This is a genomic window from Amycolatopsis sp. NPDC049253 (genome assembly GCF_040678995.1).
In the GTDB taxonomy this organism is placed as follows: Bacteria; Actinomycetota; Actinomycetes; order Mycobacteriales; family Pseudonocardiaceae; genus Amycolatopsis.
The window spans coordinates 535,284-552,888 of the sequence record NZ_JBFAQX010000001.1 but is presented as its reverse complement, the minus strand read 5'-3'; the positions used below and the strand labels follow the sequence as shown (position 1 = coordinate 552,888).

Genomic DNA, 17,605 nt, shown 5'->3' with positions numbered 1-17,605 from the left:
CAGCGAGAATGGCGGGCGTGCCTGATCCCCAGCGTTACGTGCTCACCTTCGGCTGCCCCGACCGCACCGGCATCATCGCCCGCATCTCGGGCTTCCTCGCCGACCACGGCGGGATGATCGTGGAGGCGGCGTACCACACCGACCCGGACTCGGGCTGGTTCTTCACGCGCCAGGTCGTGCTGGCCGGGTCGCTGCCGTTCGACGCCGACGGGTTGCGGGCGCGGTTCGCCGCCGTCGCGGAGGAGCTGTCGGCCGAGTCGAGCTGGCAGGTGCGCGACACGGGTGAGCGGCCGCGCGCGGTCGTGCTCGTCTCGAAGGCCGGGCACTGCCTGTACGACCTGCTGGGCCGCGTCGCGTCCGGGGAGCTGGACGTGGACATCGCGGCGGTGATCGGCAACCACGCGTCGCTCGCGGACATCACGCGGGCGCACGGGATCCCGTTCTACCACGTGCCTTTCCCGGCCGACGGGAAGGCCGAGGCGTTCGCCCAGGTGCGCAAGCTCGTCAACGACTACGACCCCCACGCCGTGGTGCTGGCGCGGTTCATGCAGGTGCTGCCGGCCGACCTGTGCGACGAGTGGGCCGGGCGGGCGATCAACATCCACCACAGCTTCCTGCCGTCGTTCATCGGCGCGCGGCCCTACCACCAGGCGCACGTGCGCGGCGTGAAGCTGATCGGCGCGACCTGCCACTACGTGACGGCCGACCTCGACGCCGGCCCGATCATCGAGCAGGACGTGATCCGCGTGGACCACGGCGACTCCGTCGACGACCTCGTGCGCAAGGGCCGCGACATCGAGAAGGTGACGCTGGCGCGCGGCCTGCGCTGGCACCTCGAGGGCCGCGTGCTGGTGCACGGCAACCGGACGATGGTGTTCTGAGCGCAGGCCGCGCGGCGGCGATCAGGCGCCGATCGTCGACGCGTCGATCACGAAGCGGTAGCGCACGTCGCTGTTCTCCACGCGCTCGTAGGCGGTGTTGACCTGCTCGGCGGTGATCGTCTCGATCTCGGCGCCGATGCCGTGCTCGGCGCAGAAGTCGAGCATCTCCTGCGTCTCGCGCATGCCGCCGATGCCCGAGCCGGCGAGGATCTTGTTGCCGCCCAGCAGCGAGAAAGCGTTGTACGACAGGGGTTCGCCGGGCGCGCCGACGTTCACCATCGCGCCACCCACGCGCAGCAGGCTGAGGTAGGCGTCGATCGGCAGCTTGGCCGAAACGGTGTTGAGGATGACGTCGAAGCGCCCGCGCAGGACGTCGAACGTGGCCTCGTCGCCGGTGGCGTAGTAGTCCTTCGCGCCGAGCTTGAGGCCGTCTTCCTGCTTCTTCAGGCTCTGGCTGAGCACGGTCACCTCGGCACCCATCGCCACGGCGAGCTTCACGCCCAGGTGGCCGAGCCCACCGAGGCCGACGACCGCGACCTTCTTGCCCGGCCCGACGTTCCACTGGCGCAGCGGCGAGTACGTGGTGATGCCCGCGCACAGCAGCGGCGCGGCGATGTCGAGGCCCAGACCTTCCGGCACCCGGCAGACGAAGTGGTCCTTCACGACGACCTGGCGGCTGTACCCGCCGTAGGTGTTCTCGCCGTCGTAGCCGACGCCGTTGTAGGTCGGCACGTTGCCTTTCAGGCAGGACTGCTCGACGCCGGCCAGGCAGTACTCGCACTCGCCGCACGAGTCGACCATGCAGCCGACGCCGACGCGGTCGCCGACCTGGTACTTGGTGACGCCCGAGCCGACCGCGGCGACGACGCCGGCGATCTCGTGGCCGGGCACCATCGGGAAGATCGCGGTGCCCCAGTCCTCGTTGGCCTGGTGGATGTCGCTGTGGCAGATGCCGGCGAACGCGACGTCGATCAGCACGTCGTCCGGACGCAGGTCACGGCGCACGATCGTCGTCGGCGCGAGCGGCTGCCCCGCGGCCGGTGCGGCGATGGCGGGCGTGGTGGTGGTCATGAAATCCTCCAGACGATTCCGGGCTCGGCCGCCCGGACCATGTAAGCCCCCTCTTACATCTTCTATAGTAAGAGGGGTCTTACATCCGCGCGACCGAGATCGGGTGTGATCCACGACATGGGCGGCAAGTACCACCACGGCGACCTGCGCGCCGAGCTCGTGCGCGTGTCCCTCGACCTGATCGCCGAGCAGGGACTGGAGGGGTTCTCCGTCGCCCAGGTCGCGAAGCGCGCGAACGTCTCCGCCGCCGCGCCGTACCGCCACTTCCCCGACCGGTCGAGCCTGCTGGCCGCCGTCGCCGCCGCGGCCGCCTCCCGGCTACGCGACCTGGTCGACAAGGTCATCACCGAGGAGCCCGACCCGGTCACCCGCCTGGCCAACACGCTGGGCACCTACACGCGCTTCTTCATCGACACGCGCCTCGGCTACGCGGTCCTCTTCGCCGACGGCCTGGCCAACCCCGAGTACACCGAGATGCACGACCAGCGCCGGGCCCTGTTCGACACGTTCCTCACCCTCAGCCTCGCCGTCACCGACGGCCACGCGGAGGCCCTCGAACTGCTCGAACAACTCAACGCCCAGTCCCACGGCTACGGCGCGCTGTACCTGGACGGGGTATCGCCCCGCATGGGCTACTCGGCGGATCAGGTGGTGGCGAAGTCGACGCGGGCGGCGCGGATCGTGATCGAGGCTTACCGGACGCAGTGAGGTGAGTGCGCATGCTCTGCGTGTTCGACGTGAACGAGACACTGCTCGACCTCCGGGCGCTCGATCCGCTGTTCCGCGAGCTCACGGGGAGCCCCACGGCACGGCAGGAGTGGTTCGCGCTGGTGGTGCACACGGCGTTGGCCGTGACGGCGGCCGGCGAGTACCGGGACTTCGCGGAGATCGCCGGGCTGGCCGCCGTGGACACCGCGGACCGGTACGGCCGTGAGCTCACGGACAACGACCTGGCCAGGATCGGCGACGGGCTGCGGTCCCTGCCCGCGCACGCCGATGTCGACGAAGCCCTCCGAACACTCAAGCGAGCCGGCCACCAAGTCGTCGCGTTGACGAACTCGCCGCTCGCCACAGCGGAGGCGCAGTTGCAGAACGCGGGGCTCGCGAAGAGGTTCGACCGGATCTTCTCGGCGCAGCAGGTGAGCCGGCTCAAGCCCGCGCCCGAGCCGTACCGGCAGGTGCTGAACGCCTACCGCACAACGAAAGCCGTGATGATCGCCGCGCACGGGTGGGATCTGGCGGGCGCCGAGGCGGTCGGTATGGAGACGGCGTTGATAGCGAGAACCGGGCAGCGAACCCTTCCGGGCCGGCCCGCCACCTACACGGCGACGAGCCTGCCCGAGCTGGCCGCCGAGATCAGCTGAGCCGCACCAGCATCTTGCCGGTGTTCGCGCCGCTGAGCAGGCCCAGGAAGGCGTCCGGGGCGTTGCGGATGCCGTCCACAATGGTCTCCGAGTACTTGATCTCGCCGGAGGCCACCAGGGGCGCCACCTCGGACACGAACTGCTGCTGCAGGTGCCAGTGGTCGAGCACGAGCATGCCGCGGATCGTCAGGCGCTTGGCGATGATTTGCACCAGGTTGCGCGGCGCGGGCGTCGCCTCGGTGGCGTTGTACTGCGAGATCATGCCGCACACGGTGATGCGCCCGTGCAGGTTCATCGACGCGATGGCGGCTTCGAGGTGCTCGCCGCCGACGTTGTCGAAGTACACGTCGATGCCCTCGGGCGCGGCGGCGGCCAGCTGCTGGGCGACGGGGCCGTCCTTGTAGTTGAAGGCGGCGTCGAAGCCGAGGTCCTCGACGAGGTGGCGCACCTTCTCCGCCGAACCCGCGCTGCCGATCACGCGCTTGGCGCCCTTGAGCTTCGCCAGCTGGCCGACGAGCGAACCCACCGCGCCGGCCGCGCCGGAGACGAACACCGTGTCGCCCGGCTTGAACTCCGCCGTGACCAGGAGCCCGGCGTACGCGGTGAGGCCCGGCATGCCGAGCACGCCCAGGTACGTCGAAAGCGGCGCGACGGAACCATCGACCTTCACGACCTTCGTCGCGTCGACCACGGCGTGGGTGCGCCAGCCGAGCTGGTGCAGCACGTGGTCACCCGGCTTGAATCCATCCACAGTGGACTTCACGACCTCGCCGACCGCGCCGCCGCCCATCGGCTCGCCGACCGCGAAGGGCGGCGCGTAGGACTTCGCGTCGTTCATCCGGCCGCGCATGGCCGGGTCGACGCTCATGAACACGTTGCGCACCAAGAGCTGGCCGTCGGCCGGCGCCGGGATTTCGGTGTCGACGATGTCGAAGTTGGCCGACGTCGGGACGCCGTGCGGACGGGACGCGAGCCGGATCTCGGTCGCCTGGGTCGATGCGTTCACCACTGAACTCCAAATCGTAGAGACTGGGTCGAACCGGGGCCATCGCCCCGCATACACCCGCCCCAACGAGCCAACCGGGGCGATCATTCCGATTATGCCCGGCCGTGTGGCAAGCGCTACACGATCTCCTCGAGCTTGCCGAGCACGCCGTCGTAGATCTTCTTCAGCCCGCCGGGCGCGAAGGTCTTCTCGAAGAAGCCGCCGACACCACCGGCGCCGTCCCAGCTCGTCTGGATCCGCACGACGCTGGCCGAGCCCGAAGGCGAAACGGTCCAGGTCGTGACCATGCTGGAGTTCGCGTCGGTCTCCACGAGGGTGCCCGGCGACGGCTCGGTCACGGTCGCGGCGACGTCGCGCACGCGCTTCGACGTGGCCTGCAGCTTCCAGCTCGCCTTGGTGCCCGCGCCCACGCCGCCCTCGGTGACCTCGTAGTCGCGGTAGTGCTCGGTGAGCAGCTTCGGCCGGGTCTCGGCGTAGTCGGCGACCAGCTCGCGCACCCTGTCCACCGGCGCGTCGATCATGCGCTCCGCGGTGGCCGTGACCTTACCCATCTCGCTCCTCGCAGTACTGGCAGAACCCCTCACGCGCCACCTTCGCACACCACCCGATCGCGCACCGCGTCACCAGGGGTTTCCCGCCGAGGGTCACACGAAAAACGGGCCGCCCGGAAAGTCCCGGACGGCCCGTTTCGCGCCTGAGAACACTCAGGCGAGGCCCTGCTGCGTCAGCCAGTCCTTTGCGACATCGGCAGCCGGGTCACCGTCGGAGTCCACGCGCTTGTTCAGCTCGCGCATGCCGTCGGTGGTCAGCTTCGCCGAAACGGCGTTGACCACAGCCGCGAAATCCGCGCCGCGCTCGTCGAGCACCTTCTTGTTCACCGCGGGCACCACGTTCTCCGTCGGCACGATCTGCAGGTCGTCCTTGAGCGTCACGTACTGCGGGTCGCCGACCAGCGGGCTCACCGAGTCGACCGGGATCACGGTCGCCGCACCGGAGTTGAGCTGCTGCACGCGCGGCCCGGCTTCCTGCACGGTCTGGAACGAGGTGTTCGTCAGCTTGTAGACGTCGGTGAAGCCCTTGTAGCAAGGCAGCCGCGACTCGCACTCCGGCGGCCCGGCCATGACGACCTTCGGCAGCTTCTTGAGGTCGCTGATGCTCGTGATGCCGTTGGCCTTCGCCAGGTCGGCCTTCATGATGTAGGTGTTCTTGTCCTCGGCCGCCGCGTAGTTCAGCAGCGCGATGCCGTCCGGCGCGAACAGGTCCGCGAGCTGCTGGTGCTCACCGTCGGCCGTCTTCACCGCGTCCTTGCCGAAGCCGGTCGTGATCGCCGCGCCCTGGTACTCGGGCAGGAACTGCAGCTCACCCGACTTGAGCGACGGGTAGATCAGCTCCCGCGAACCCAGGTTCAGCTTGCGCGTGACGGGGTAGCCCTTGGCCTCGAGCGCGCCCGCGTAGATCTCCGCCAGGATCTGACTGTCGGTGAAGTTGAACGACGCGACGACGATCGGCGCCCCGCCCTTGCTCTGCGCGGCGGGCTGGCCACTGTCGGAGCCCCCACCCCCGCACGCGGTCAGGCCGAGCGCGGCCACCGCCACCAACGCGGCCGCTCGGATGTTCCGGGTCCAGCGCACGTCCCCACACTCCTCGTGTCACGAACAGAGGATTGGACCCTAACCGTGAGCCACGACAGAAACCACATACCGGGAATCACCGGCATCGAATCTCAACAACCGGAATCACGGCGCTCGAACGGGGTAACCTTCCGTGGTGCATGCGTCCGCGGTCACTCCGCTGCTCACCGAGAGCAGCCGGCCGATCTTCGAGTGGCGGTGGGTCGAGCGCAACGCCGACGCCATCGGCCAGCGCCTCGGTGAACACATCGCCCTCACGGCCACGGCCCTGGGCATCGGCCTGGTGGTGTCGCTGGCGCTGGCCACGCTCTGCCTGCGCTACCGCTGGTTCTACCCGCTGGTGCTGGGCACGGCGGGTGCCCTGTACGTGATCCCGAGCCTGGGGGCGTTCGCGCTGCTGGTGCCGTTCTTCGGGCTCACGTTCACCACGGCGGTGATCCCGTTGGCGACGTACACGCTCCTGATCCTGATCCGCAACATCGTCACGGGCGTGCAGCAGGTGCCCGCCGAGGTGCGCGAGGCCGCGATCGGCATGGGCTTCACGCGCGGCCGGTTGCTGTGGCAGGTGGAGCTGCCGCTGGCGCTGCCCGTGGTGATCGCGGGCCTGCGCGTGGCCGCCGTGACCACGATCGGCCTGGTCACCGTGACGTCGCTGCTCGGCATGGGCGGGCTCGGGTACTTCATCCGCGCCGGCATCCAGACGACCACGCCGAACCCGAGCCCGATCATCGTCGGCGTGGTGCTGTCGGTGGTGCTCGCGGTGGTCGTCGACCTGTTGTTGTGGCTGAGCGAGCGCGCGCTGGCGCCGTGGGTGCGGAAGGTGCGGGCGCGATGAACGTCTTCACGCAGCTGGGCGAGTGGCTCTCGGCGCCGAACCGGTGGAGCTGGACCGACCCGGCGGGGGTGCCATACCGGACGGTGGAGCACCTGTGGTTCTCCGCGCTGTCGCTGGTGGTCGCGGCCGTGCTCACGATTCCGCTCGCGCTGTGGCTCGCGCACTACCGCCGCGGCGCGTTCCTCGCGAGCAGCGCCGTGAACATCGGGCGCGCGATCCCGAGCTTCGGGCTGATCATCCTGTTCTGGTTCCTGGCCAGCCGCTGGGGCGCCGACACGGACTTCTGGCCGCTGCTGCTCGCGCTCGTCGGGCTGGCCCTGCCGCCGCTGTTCACCAACACCTACGCCGGCGTCGTGCAGCTGGAGCAGGAAACCATCGACGCGGCGCGCGGTACCGGCTACCGCGAGTGGCAGATCATGCTGAAGCTGGAGCTGCCGCTGGCCTCGCCCGTGATCGTGGCGGGCGCGCGCGTGGCGTTCCTGCAGCTGGTGGCCACGGTCGCGATCGGCGCCATCGTGAACGACGGCGGTGGCCTCGGCCGCTACATCGTCGACGGCTTCGCCGAAGGCGCCCAGGGCTACGGCGAGATCTTCGGCGGCGGTCTGGCCGTGATCATCCTGGCCCTGCTGTGCGAAGGGCTCTTCGCGCTGCTCACGCGCTGGGCGACGCCGAAGGGTGTCGCGCTGCAGACGGCTCGGCGCGACTAGCCGAGGTCGTTGAAGTACGCCTCGCGGCAGGCGGCCACGAGCCGTTCGACGTCAGGGCCCAGCGGCCGGTCGACCAGCACCGGCGGCACCCGCGCGGCGATCCATTCGTAGATCGCGCGGAGCCCGGGACTGCCGGGGCCTTCGCCGAGGTGGCGGGCCTGCGCACCGGCGATCAGCTCGCACGCGGTGATGGCGAAGACGTGGTCCACGGCCACCGCCAGCTCGTGGCCGGCGGCCCAGGCGAAGGCCTGCACGTCCTCCTGGCCCGCCGAAGTGTCGAGCGAACCCGGCGTGGCCGGCGCCGCCAGCCGCCGCAGCGAGTGCAGCTCGCCGACCGCGCGCTTGTGCAGCGGCGTCAGGCCCGCCTGCGGCCCGGGATCCACGGCCAGCTGCGCGGGCAGGCCGCTGAACTGCGGGTCGAGGAGCCGGTGCAGGCGCTGCACGGAGATCTCACCGGCGTGCACGAGCGCGGCCTTCACCGCGTCCATGCGCAGCCCCAGCTCCGCGGCGTGGTAACCGGTCGTCGGCACGAGCTTGCCGTCTACAAAGGACGGGGAATCGTCGGGTGTCTGCCAGGTTTCCCTGAGCGTTTCGAAGAGATCGGCGCGCACCTGGGCCACGAAGCCGATCACTCGCGGGCCGACCCGCACCGAAACCGGTGCCTGCACCACCGGGCGTGCGGAGGAGCCGCTCGTGAGGGACAGCACTTCGGACAGCACGGCTTGGGCAAGCCGGTTCGTCACCGGGTAGCGGTACACCTCGCGCGGCGCGCCGAGCACGTCCACGGCGATGGCGGCGCACAGCGTCTGCAGGTCGACCAGCTGCTGGACCCGGCCGGAGAGCGTCCACGCGTAGGCCTGCGCCAGCGGGGAGCCCTGGATGAGGCTCGCGCCTTCCTTGGGGCCGAGCTTCAGCGGCTCGACGCCTCGCCGTGCCAGCGCGGTCGCAGCCGGCGTGAGGACGCCGTCCTCCAGCACGGAACCGAGGCCGGTGAACGTCTGGAACGCGTGCGCCAGCGGGATGATCTCGCCGGCGCTGCCGAGGCCGTCGCGGGGGACGGCGGGGAGGAAACCGTCGTTGAGGCGGTCGGCGAGGAACATCACGAGCTCCGGGCTCACGGCGGCGTCGAGCCGGAGGAAGCCACGCAGGCGCATGAGCAGGAGCGCGCGCGTGAGCTCCGCCGACAGCCACGGCGGGCCGCCGACCGCGCGGCCGACCAGCAGGTTGTGCTGGTGTTCGGCCTGCTGGGCGGCGGTGAGCTTGAGGCCGGCGAGGCGCCCCATGCCGGTGTTGACGCCGTAGACCGGGCCGTCGGCGGCGTCGAGCACGGCCAGCATCGCGGCGCGGTTCTCTTTGACGCGCCTGAGCAGGTCCGGGTGCAGTTCGAGGGGCTCCCCCGGCTCGCTGCCGGACGCGAGGACGTCGGCGGGCTCGCGGACGATCACCGGTACGGCAGCATCGTGCCGACGTCCGCCGCTTCCGCGCGCTGCAGGATCATGTGCGCGACAGCGACGTCCGTTGTGGACAGTCCGCGGTGCCAGAAGAGGATGCGCTCGTCGTCGCTCTCGCGGCCGGGGCGGTTGCCCGCGACGACGTCGCCGATCTCGGCGTGCACGCCGGCTTCGGTGAGCAGTCCGGCGTTGAGGTGGGGCCGCAGCGCGCCGAAGCGGGGGTTGCCCGACTGCGACTCGCGCCAGTTGTCGACCACGACCTTGTCCACGGCGTCGAGCAGCGTGAGCTCGAGGGCGCTGATGGTGCCGTAGGGCACGAGGAACGCACCGGGTCGCAGGAACTCCTTGCGCACCAACGCTTCCGGCTCGGTCAGCCGGGAGGCTTCCACGAGCACGTCGGCGCCGTCGAGCGTTTCGGCGGCGGTTTCGCAGACGCGGACCTGTTTGCCCAAGTGCTCGCTCAGCCGCTGCGCGAAACCCTCCCGCGATTCGGGGCGTTTGCTGGTCACGCGGATCTCGTCGAAGTCGAAGAGCGAGTCGAGCAGCACCACGTTCCACCACGCGGTGCCACGCGCACCGACGTGGCCGAGCACCTTCGAACCCGGCCGCGCCAGGTGCTTCGCGCCGACGGCCGTCATCGCGCCCGTGCGGGCCTCGGTGATCATGGTGCCGTCGACGATCGCGCGCGGCATGCCCGTCTCGGGGTCGAGCAGCAGGATCAGGGCCATCTCGCTGGGCAGGCCGCGTTCGAAGTTGCCGACGAAGTCGCCGACCACCTTCACGCCGCTGACCTGCTTGGCCGAGAGGTGGCCGCGCAGGATGTTGAAGTGGCCCTTGCCGCCGTTGTCCGGCACGAGGTGCGTGCGCGGCTCGAACACGACGTCGCCGCGGCCGTGGTCGGCCAGCACGTCCTCGACGGCGCCCACTATGTCGGCGTCGGTGGTGCCGAGGCTGTCGATGTCGGCGCCGGTCAGGTAGCGGAGCCACACGGAAGTCAACGCGCGAGGTCCTCGATGACCTCGGCGCCGGGCAGCGTCTGCAGGGCGGCGCCGGAGATGAGGAGCTTGCTGCCACGGATGCCGCTGCCGATCACGAGCTCCGGCGCGGCGGCCACGCGGGCGTCGATGAGGATCGGCCACTCGGCGGGCAGGCCGACGGGCGTGATGCCGCCGTACTCCATGCCGGTGAGGGAGACGGCTTCGTCCATGGGTGCGAACGACGCCTTGCGCACGTCGAGGCGGCGCTTGATCACGCCGTTCACGTCGGCGCGCGTGGTGGCGAGCACGAGGGCCGCCGCGAAGCGCACTTCGCCGGCGCGCTTGCCGGCGACGACGACGCAGTTGGCCGACGCGTCGAGGGGCGAGCCGTAGGTCTCGCAGAAGGCCGCCGTGTCGGCGAGTTCGGGATCGATCTCCGTGACGCCGACCGCGTCGGGCTCCGCGAGGGCGGCGAGCGCCTTCGCGACGGGTTCGGCGAGCAGGTCGGTACGGGTGGGCGCGGGGACGACCGTGAGGCTCCCGGCGATGGTCCAGGTGGTCACATCAAGAGAATCTACGCGGCTACCAGTTGCGGTTGCCCCGCTGCACCTCGATGAGCCGCGGCCGCACATCCACCAGGTACACGAGCGCGGCGGCCATCGCGGGCACCCAGAAGATGAACCCGGCACCCTGGACCTCGAACAGGACCATCGCGAGCGTCGCGCCGCCGGTGATCAGCAACCAGATCGGCTTGGTCCTGCGGTCGGCCGCCTGGTACGCGTCGGAGCGCTGCAGCAGCGCGTGAACGAAGGCGAAAAGCCCGACCAAGGCGCTGCCCCAGTGGATGACCTGAAGTATCCAATCGGCAACCAGCACGCACGCCAGCTTACGGCAAACCACCCAACCTGCCTGTGGCCCGGCACTTCACCGGCGCTGGTCGGCAGGGCGGTGTGACCTAGTTCTCTGTCCTGGCGAGGGTCTTGCGTTCGGTCCGGTGGTTCCGGTTGGGGTGGCGGGCGGCGAACGGATCGCTTCACGCGTTCTCCGCCGGCCCCGGGTCGTGGTGCCCCGAACCGCGAGAAGCCCGCTCCCCGGCGGCGGACCTTTCGGTGCGGCGCCGGGGAGCGGGCTGGTGTCGTTCTCGGTCTTACTTCTCGGTCTTCGGCGCGGCTGCCGGCTTCTTCGCGACCGTCGTGGTGGTGCGGCGGGCGGGCGAAGCGGTCTTCGGCGCCGTGCGGTTGGCGGCCTTGCGGGCCACCGAGCGGGTCTCGTGGGCGAGGTCGTCGCCCAGGTCCTCGACGGCCTCGGCGGTCTCGTCGGCGACCTCGGTCACCTTGCGGGCGGCCTTCTCGCCGACGGAGCGGGTGCGCTTGGTGACCTTGGCCAGCACGCCGTCGACGCGCTCGCGGGTCTCGCCGGCCAGGCCGTCCACGCGCTCCTGCGCGGTGGTCAGCGCGTCCTCGAGCTGGTCGAGGGCCTTCTTCACCTGCGGCTGCGCCGAGAGCTTGTCCCAGGTCTGCTCGCCGGACTCGGCCAGCTTGTTGTAGAGCTTGAGCGCGGCCTCGGTGTACTCGTCGATGACCTTGCGCAGCTCGGCCGGGTCGAGCTTGCCGCGGAGGCTCTCGACGTCGGTGGGCAGCTCTTCGAGGTTCTTGCGGGCGGTCTCGCCGCTCTTGCGGGCCTTCGCGACGGCGTCGGTCACGGCCTGGCTCGCGAGGTTGCCGGCGCCGAGCGCGGCGAGCAGCGGGGTGCGGACCTGGTCGATGGCGGTGCTGACGACCTTGCGGACGTCCTCGGTCTTGGGCGTGGTCATGCCGACTCCTCTGTGGTGTCGTGGATGGTCTTGGTGGTTGCCGGTGGCTCAGCGGGCGTGCCGGCGGCGTTCTCCCGCCGGAAGGACTCGTAGACGTCGAGCAGAACCTGCTTCTGCCGCTCGGTCAGCACGGTGTCGGCGCGAATCGCGTCACCGACCGGGCCGCCCGTGGGCACGTCGAGGATTCCTGCCTGCACGTAAAGCGCTTCGGCCGAAATCCGCAGACCTTTGGCGATCTGCTGCAGGATCTCCGCGCTGGGTTTGCGGACCCCGCGCTCGATCTGGCTCAGGTACGGATTGGACACGCCGGCGAGCTTCGACAACTGGCGCAACGAAATCTTCGCCGAACTCCGCTGCTGGCGGATGTACTCGCCGATGTCGGAGGCGATGTCCGCGACCTTCTCCATCGGGTTTGGCGTCCCGCCGGGTTCTGTCATCCGGTCACCTCCTCGCGACACTTCCGACCGTACGCGGACGTGCTAGCTATTGCAAGCACTCTGCTTGCACCATCGGGTGTGGTTCCGCTCACCCGGCTACGGTGGTCCCCATGGCGACTCAGCGGTTGCGCCGCAGGCTGGTCAAGCACCTGATCGACGAGGATGTGCTGCACGACCCGAAGTGGGTCGAGGCCTTTCGCAGCGTGCCGCGCCACGTGTTCCTGCCGCGGTTCTTCACGCGCGTCGACCAGGGCTGGGCGGCTGTCGACCGGGACGATCCCGGGTGGCTGGAGCGGGTCTACTCCCCCGACGTGCTGGTGACGCAGCTCGACGACGATTCGTCCCGGTGGGAGAAGGCGCGGCGCGAGGGGCCGATCGACGGAGTGCCGACGAGTTCTTCGAGCATGCCCGCGATCATGGCGATCATGCTCGAAGAGCTGCGCGTGGCCGACGGGCAGCGAGTGCTGGAGATCGGCACCGGGACCGGGTACAACGCGGCGTTGCTCAGCCATCGCTGCGGTTCCGGTTCGGTGTCCACTATGGACGTCGACGCGGGGCTGCTTTCGGCCGCGCGCGGGCACCTGCAGGAGGCGGGGTACGCGCCGGCGTGCGAGGTCGGGGACGGGGCGCTGGGGTTTCCGGCGGGGGTCCTGTTCGATCGGGTGTTGTGCACGGCATCGGTTTCCTCGATACCGCCGGCCTGGCTCGAGCAGACCGTGCCGGGCGGTCTCGTGGTGACGACGTTGAACCGCCCTTTGGGCGCGGGGCTGGTTCGCCTCGTCGCCGGCCCGGGCGCGACGGGCCACGGCCGGGTTCTGGCTCGCGACGGCCGTTTCATGCCCCTGCGCGCCCACCGCCTGCCGGCTCCGGCCGCCCTGCCCGCGCCCGCCGCGTCGGATTGGCGCCCCACCCGCCTGCCGGTCGATTTGCTGCTGAAGCCGCGCTTGAAGTTCGAGTTCTTCGCGTCCTTGGAACTCCCGGGCGTCCACCCGGTCCGCGAACTCCCCGACGGCTCGACCGACGCGATCTCCTCGGGCGACCCCCATGCGGGCCCCTTCGCCCTCACCCACCCCGACGGCTCGTGGGCCCGCTGCCGCACCCACGGCGACACCGTCGAAATCGCCCAAGGCGGCCCCCGCGGCCTCTGGGACCTCGCCGAGCGCGCCCTCGTCCTGTGGACCTCCCTGGGCCGCCCGGAGCGCGACCGCTTCGGCCTGACCGTGGACGGCTCGCGGCAGGAGTTCTGGCTGGACGAGCCGGATGGGCTTCGGTGGGAGTTGGGGTAGGTCGGGTTGAAGGGGTTTTGTTGTGTGCTGTGGATGAGACGCTGGGCCTGCCCCAACCAGCGGGCGCGGTGGGGACAAGTCGCTGGGTTCAGCCCAACCAGCGAGCACACTGGGGACAAGTCGCTGGGTTCAGCCCAACCAGCGAGCACACTGGGGACAAGTCGCTGGGTTCAGCCCAAACTCGCGGCCGCCTGTGGACTACTCAGCTGGCCTGGCTGACCTTGGCGCGCCGGTGGACAAGTCGCCGCGTTCGACCCCAACGGGCTTCGTGATCGTCGCCGCGTTCGACCCCAATCGGCTTCGTGATCGAGGGCGGCCCGTTGGGTTCGGCCCGGTCCGCAGCGCCCCCCGGTGCACCACTCGGTAAGGTCCAGCCTGCGAGCGGCGGCCCGCGCGCAGGCGTATCGCGGAGTGGGTTCGACCTACCCGCCTCCGCCGACTGCGCCCGGCAGTCAGGCCCGACCTGGCCCATCCCGGCTGGACAGCTAGCCGGCCAGGTTCGACCTAACCCACTTCTCCACCTGGGTGACCACGTCATCGAGCGGGGTGGCGGTGGTGTCGAGGTGCGGGACCTGCGTGCGGATCCACTGGTTGAACTCGAGCATCTCGTCGATGCGCGGCTCGTCCCATTCGCGCCAGGCGGGGCGGGCGCGCAAGCGTTTGCGGAGGGCCGGGTCGTCGGCGACGAGGGCCAGGTAGTGCACGTCGGAGAAGAAGGTGCGCTCCGGTAGGGGCTCGATTTCCTGCGGGGCAACGGTGCCACAGAGGACGACCGGCCGGCCGTTCTGGTGCAGCATCGCCGCCATGCGGAGCCAGGTCGCGCGGAAGGCCGGGATGTCGTCGCGGAGGGCGCCGGTCCACAGGACGTCCTGTTCCAGCACCACCGCGTCCCCAGCCAGCCGCGCGGCCAGCGCCGGGCCGACGGTGGACTTGCCCGCGCCGCTTGGGCCCGTGAGCGCGAACAGCGGCAGCCGCCGGAACGGCCACCGATGTCCACAGAGGACGCACGCCAGCACCGCACCCTCGGCCCGCGGCCGGTCGGCACGATCGCCGCACGCGGGACAAATCCGCAGGTCGAGGGCGGGCATCGGATCAAGCGCAGGTACCGCGCCCGACGCAGATGACCGGCCCAAGGCAGACGCCGCCAAAGGGGACGGCGCCGAGTCCTGGCCAAGCACCGGACCAAGAGCAGGCACCCGACCCGAGGCCGGCGCCGAGTCTGACCCGAGCACCGGATCGACGGAGGACAACTCAGTCGAACAGGTTCTCGAGGAAGCTGCGCTTGCGGTGGCCGCCATACGGGCGAGGTGAGTCCCCATAGCCGCGGTGTCCGCCGTACGGCCGGGGCGAGTCCGAGTACCCGCCGCCTCCATAGGGCCGCGGCGAGTCCGAGTGCCCGCCGCCCCGGTAGGGCCGGGGCGAGTCCCCGTGCCCGCCCCGGTACGGGCGTGGCGAGTCGGCCCGGGCGTAGCGCGGTGGGGGCTGCGCCGCGCCGTAGTACGAGCTCTCGGCCCCGACGATCTGCTCCAGCTCACCGTGGTCCAAGAAGATCCCCCGGCACGCCTCGCACTGTTCGATGCGGATGCCGTTCTTGTCGACGGTCCGCATCCGGTTCTGACACTTCGGACAAATCACGCATCCGACACTACGCAGATTCCACCCGGTGCGTCAGCAGGCGCACAGGCAGAACGGATGACCCACCGGATCGGCGTAGACGCGGAAGGTCGAAGGCGAGTCGTCGAGCAGCTTGGCGCCCAGGGAGAGCACGCGGGCGTGTGCGGCTTCCAGGTCGTCCACGTCCAGGTCGAGGTGCGCCTGCTGGGGCTGCGCAGCCGAGGGCCACTCGGGCGCGCGGTAGTCCGCCACCTGCTGGAACTCCAGACGAGCGCCGCCGGTCGGGTTGACGAGCCGGGCCCAGGAGCCGTCCGCGTGCACCGCGGGCTCGGGCCAGTCGAGCACCGCGCGGTAGAAGCCGGCGAGCGCGACGGGGTCCGGGCAGTCGAAGACGGTCGAGCCGAACGTCGGAACGGCACCCATGATCGTGACTCCCTCCAGTAACCAGTATTCGGAGTATGGGAGTTATCAGCCGACGAAGCAACCACTCTCGCTCGTACACTGGTTGCGTGCACACCGACGCGACCCTGGTGGTGGACTTCCTCAACACCGTCGACATCGAGCGCGGCGAGGACCTGCTGGACGACCCCGGGCTGTGGCAACGCTGGTCAGCCGAACGCGGCGTCTCCCCGAGCAACGCGGACGAAGCCCGCGCCATCCGCGACGCGCTGCGCGCCGCCGTCGGGGATCCGCGAATCCCCCTGGAACAGCTCGAAGTCCCGCTGACGTTCTCGCTGAACGACCAAGGCCCGCAGCTCCTGGGGGCCACCGCCGTCTCCGCGGTGCTGGTCGCCGCCACCCGGCTCTCCATCCGCGGCGACTGGGTCCGGCTCAAGATCTGCCCCGCCGACGACTGCCTCGAAGCCTTCTACGACGAGTCCCGCAACCGCTCGCGCACGTGGTGCTCCATGCGCGTCTGCGGCAACCGCGAGAAGGCCCGGACCTGGCGCGCCCGCGCGACGGGTGTGCACAACTGAGAGCCTGTGGACAACTCGCTTACAGCCACCAGATATGCACGTGCAGACGCACCGGATCCCCACACCTTGTGGATGGGCGTTAGGCCAGATCCGTGAAAAGTTGTGGATAACCCGGGGGATAACTCAGCTTCCTGTGGACAACTGGTTTGAAGGTCCCCCGCGTGTGGTATAGACACCGGCTGCGCACGAGCAGCCACGCTCCGGCCACCTCAAAACCGTGACGAATCCCGACAAAAACGAAAAAAGCCCAGGTCAGAACAGCAACTGCGCCACCGTGTAGATCACCAGACCGGCCAACGCGCCCACCACCGTGCCGTTGATGCGGATGAACTGGAGGTCGCGCCCGACCTGCAGCTCGATCTTCCGCGACGTCTCCTCGGCGTCCCAGCGCTCGACGGTGTCGGTGATGATCGTGGTGATCTCCTTCGAGTAATTCTTCACCAGGTACGCCGCCGCGCCCTCGACCCAGCTGTCCACCTTCGACGCCAGCCCGTCGTCCGTGATCAGCCGCTCGCCCAGTGACTGCAGGCCCGCGCGCACCCGCCGGCGCAGCTCGCTCGACGGGTCCTCGGCCGCGTTGAGCAGCATCTCCTTCGCCGTGGCCCACGCGTTGCCGATCAGCTTCTGCACCTCGTCGTGGTGCACGATCTGACCCTTGACCTGCTCGGCTCGCTCCATGGTCTTCGGGTCGTTCTGCAGGTCCTGCGCGAACTCGCCGAGGAACTTGTCCAGCGCCAGGCGCATCGGATGGTTCACGTCGGTCTTCACGGCCCACGCGAACGACAGCACCTCGCCGTAGACCTTGTCGGCCAGCATCTCGTCGACGAACTTCGGCGACCAGCTCGGCGCGCGGTCGGAGACGACCCGCAGCATGGCTTGGTGGTTGTCGCGCACCCACTCGTACGCGCGGTCGCACATCAGGTCCACGAGCTTGTGGTGCGCGCCGTCCTCGAACACGCCCTCGAGGATCTTGCCCAGCGGCGGGCCCCACGGCCGGTCGACGATCCGCTTGACCACGGCCTGTTCCATGATCGCCTGCACGTCCTCGTCGCGCAGCACCGTCACGGCGCCGCGCACGACCGTGGCCAGCTCCGACGTCACGCGCTCCGCGTTCTCCGGCTGCGAGAGCCACCCGCCGAGGCGACGCGAGATCTCGACGCGCTTGAGCTTGTCGCGGATCACGTCCTCGGACAGGAAGTTCGAGCCGACGAAGTCGCCCAGACTGTTGCCGAGCTGGTCTTTCTTGTTCGGGATGATCGCCGTGTGCGGGATCCGCAGGCCCAGCGGGTGGCGGAACAGCGCGGTGACGGCGAACCAGTCGGCGAGCGCGCCGACCATGCCGGCCTCGGCGGCCGCCTTCACGTAGCCGACCCACGCGGGCCAGCCGGCCGACTCCGCCCAGCTCGTGAGCAGGAAGACGACCGTGGCGCCGAGGAGGAAGGACAGCGCGACCTGCTTCATCCTCCGCAAGCCGCGCCGTTTTTCCGCTTCACCGGCGGCGCCACCGGGCGGGTCTGCGGGCGTGACCTTGGCTGGGGTGAGTTGCTCCACGACG

At 70.0% G+C, this 17,605-nt stretch carries 21 protein-coding genes; 7 read left to right on the top strand and 14 right to left on the bottom strand.

Annotated features, from left to right (window positions below; translation table 11 throughout):
* Positions 1–8: 8 nt before the first annotated feature.
* Positions 9–881 (top strand): formyltetrahydrofolate deformylase, encoded by an 873-nt coding sequence (gene purU / locus AB0K15_RS02850; RefSeq protein ID WP_364044823.1) that lies wholly within the window; start codon positions 9–11, stop codon positions 879–881.
* A gap of 21 nt (positions 882–902) precedes the next feature.
* On the opposite strand, the gene AB0K15_RS02845 is transcribed toward purU, so the two are convergent.
* Positions 903–1,952, bottom strand: coding sequence for an NAD(P)-dependent alcohol dehydrogenase (locus tag AB0K15_RS02845; RefSeq protein WP_364044820.1), 1,050 nt, complete (start codon positions 1,950–1,952; stop codon positions 903–905).
* A 105-nt stretch (positions 1,953–2,057) separates the two neighbouring features.
* Here AB0K15_RS02845 and AB0K15_RS02840 point away from each other — a divergent pair, with 105 nt between their 5' ends.
* Both AB0K15_RS02840 and AB0K15_RS02835 read left to right on the top strand, forming a co-directional pair.
* Positions 2,058–2,660, top strand: coding sequence for a TetR/AcrR family transcriptional regulator (locus AB0K15_RS02840; RefSeq protein WP_364044817.1), 603 nt, complete (start codon positions 2,058–2,060; stop codon positions 2,658–2,660).
* Between the two features lie 11 nt (positions 2,661–2,671).
* Complete coding sequence (locus AB0K15_RS02835) at positions 2,672–3,316, top strand: haloacid dehalogenase type II (protein WP_364044814.1); 645 nt, start codon at positions 2,672–2,674, stop codon at positions 3,314–3,316.
* On the opposite strand, the gene AB0K15_RS02830 is transcribed toward AB0K15_RS02835, so the two are convergent.
* From AB0K15_RS02830 to AB0K15_RS02820, 3 genes are all read right to left on the bottom strand, one after another.
* Positions 3,309–4,322, bottom strand: a complete 1,014-nt coding sequence (locus AB0K15_RS02830) for an NADP-dependent oxidoreductase (protein ID WP_364044812.1) — start codon at positions 4,320–4,322, stop codon at positions 3,309–3,311. The genes AB0K15_RS02835 and AB0K15_RS02830 overlap by 8 nt on opposite strands.
* A gap of 116 nt (positions 4,323–4,438) precedes the next feature.
* On the bottom strand, positions 4,439–4,873 hold the full coding sequence (locus AB0K15_RS02825; RefSeq protein WP_364044809.1) for an SRPBCC family protein: 435 nt from the start codon (positions 4,871–4,873) through the stop codon (positions 4,439–4,441).
* 153 nt (positions 4,874–5,026) lie between these two features.
* Positions 5,027–5,953 carry an ABC transporter substrate-binding protein gene (locus AB0K15_RS02820; RefSeq protein ID WP_364044806.1) on the bottom strand — a complete coding sequence of 309 codons (927 nt, stop codon included), beginning with the start codon at positions 5,951–5,953 and terminating at the stop codon, positions 5,027–5,029.
* A gap of 136 nt (positions 5,954–6,089) precedes the next feature.
* On the opposite strand from AB0K15_RS02820, the gene AB0K15_RS02815 reads away from it, so the two are divergent.
* Positions 6,090–6,788, top strand: coding sequence for an ABC transporter permease (locus AB0K15_RS02815; protein ID WP_364044803.1), 699 nt, complete (start codon positions 6,090–6,092; stop codon positions 6,786–6,788).
* Positions 6,785–7,495, top strand: coding sequence for an ABC transporter permease (locus AB0K15_RS02810; RefSeq protein ID WP_364044800.1), 711 nt, complete (start codon positions 6,785–6,787; stop codon positions 7,493–7,495). Before AB0K15_RS02815 ends, AB0K15_RS02810 begins: the two co-directional genes overlap by 4 nt.
* On the opposite strand, the gene AB0K15_RS02805 is transcribed toward AB0K15_RS02810, so the two are convergent.
* The 6 genes from AB0K15_RS02805 to AB0K15_RS02780 form a co-directional block, all read right to left on the bottom strand.
* Positions 7,492–8,937, bottom strand: coding sequence for an aromatic amino acid lyase (locus AB0K15_RS02805; RefSeq protein WP_364045366.1), 1,446 nt, complete (start codon positions 8,935–8,937; stop codon positions 7,492–7,494). The genes AB0K15_RS02810 and AB0K15_RS02805 overlap by 4 nt on opposite strands.
* Complete coding sequence (locus AB0K15_RS02800) at positions 8,937–9,935, bottom strand: ornithine cyclodeaminase family protein (protein WP_364045364.1); 999 nt, start codon at positions 9,933–9,935, stop codon at positions 8,937–8,939. The genes AB0K15_RS02805 and AB0K15_RS02800 overlap by 1 nt, the downstream gene beginning before the upstream one ends.
* A 5-nt stretch (positions 9,936–9,940) precedes the next feature.
* Positions 9,941–10,486: a YbaK/EbsC family protein gene (locus AB0K15_RS02795; RefSeq protein WP_285970838.1), complete on the bottom strand. Its 546-nt coding sequence runs from the start codon at positions 10,484–10,486 to the stop codon at positions 9,941–9,943.
* A gap of 19 nt (positions 10,487–10,505) precedes the next feature.
* Positions 10,506–10,799, bottom strand: a complete 294-nt coding sequence (locus AB0K15_RS02790; protein WP_364044797.1) for a DUF2516 family protein — start codon at positions 10,797–10,799, stop codon at positions 10,506–10,508.
* Positions 10,800–11,070: 271 nt separating this feature from the next.
* Positions 11,071–11,736, bottom strand: a complete 666-nt coding sequence (locus tag AB0K15_RS02785; RefSeq protein ID WP_364044794.1) for a hypothetical protein — start codon at positions 11,734–11,736, stop codon at positions 11,071–11,073.
* Entirely contained in the window at positions 11,733–12,143 is a 411-nt protein-coding gene (locus AB0K15_RS02780) for a helix-turn-helix transcriptional regulator (RefSeq protein WP_364045362.1), read from the bottom strand. The genes AB0K15_RS02785 and AB0K15_RS02780 overlap by 4 nt, the downstream gene beginning before the upstream one ends.
* Positions 12,144–12,283: 140 nt before the next feature.
* Between AB0K15_RS02780 and AB0K15_RS02775 the strand changes: the two genes are divergently transcribed.
* Positions 12,284–13,459 carry a methyltransferase domain-containing protein gene (locus tag AB0K15_RS02775; protein WP_364044791.1) on the top strand — a complete coding sequence of 392 codons (1,176 nt, stop codon included), beginning with the start codon at positions 12,284–12,286 and terminating at the stop codon, positions 13,457–13,459.
* 485 nt (positions 13,460–13,944) lie between these two features.
* Here AB0K15_RS02775 and AB0K15_RS02770 read toward each other — a convergent pair whose 3' ends face one another.
* From AB0K15_RS02770 to AB0K15_RS02760, 3 genes are all read right to left on the bottom strand, one after another.
* A complete protein-coding gene (locus AB0K15_RS02770) occupies positions 13,945–14,547 on the bottom strand; it encodes an AAA family ATPase (protein ID WP_364044788.1) in 603 nt (200 codons plus the stop codon).
* 163 nt (positions 14,548–14,710) lie between these two features.
* On the bottom strand, positions 14,711–15,112 hold the full coding sequence (locus AB0K15_RS02765; protein WP_364045361.1) for a zf-TFIIB domain-containing protein: 402 nt from the start codon (positions 15,110–15,112) through the stop codon (positions 14,711–14,713).
* 15 nt (positions 15,113–15,127) lie between these two features.
* Entirely contained in the window at positions 15,128–15,496 is a 369-nt protein-coding gene (locus AB0K15_RS02760; RefSeq protein ID WP_364044785.1) for a VOC family protein, read from the bottom strand.
* An 86-nt stretch (positions 15,497–15,582) separates the two neighbouring features.
* Here AB0K15_RS02760 and AB0K15_RS02755 point away from each other — a divergent pair, with 86 nt between their 5' ends.
* Positions 15,583–16,050 (top strand): CGNR zinc finger domain-containing protein, encoded by a 468-nt coding sequence (locus AB0K15_RS02755; RefSeq protein WP_364044782.1) that lies wholly within the window; start codon positions 15,583–15,585, stop codon positions 16,048–16,050.
* Positions 16,051–16,302: 252 nt separating this feature from the next.
* Here the strand turns inward: AB0K15_RS02755 and AB0K15_RS02750 are convergent, their stop codons facing one another.
* Entirely contained in the window at positions 16,303–17,601 is a 1,299-nt protein-coding gene (locus tag AB0K15_RS02750; RefSeq protein ID WP_364044779.1) for a DUF445 family protein, read from the bottom strand.
* Positions 17,602–17,605: the final 4 nt, after the last annotated feature.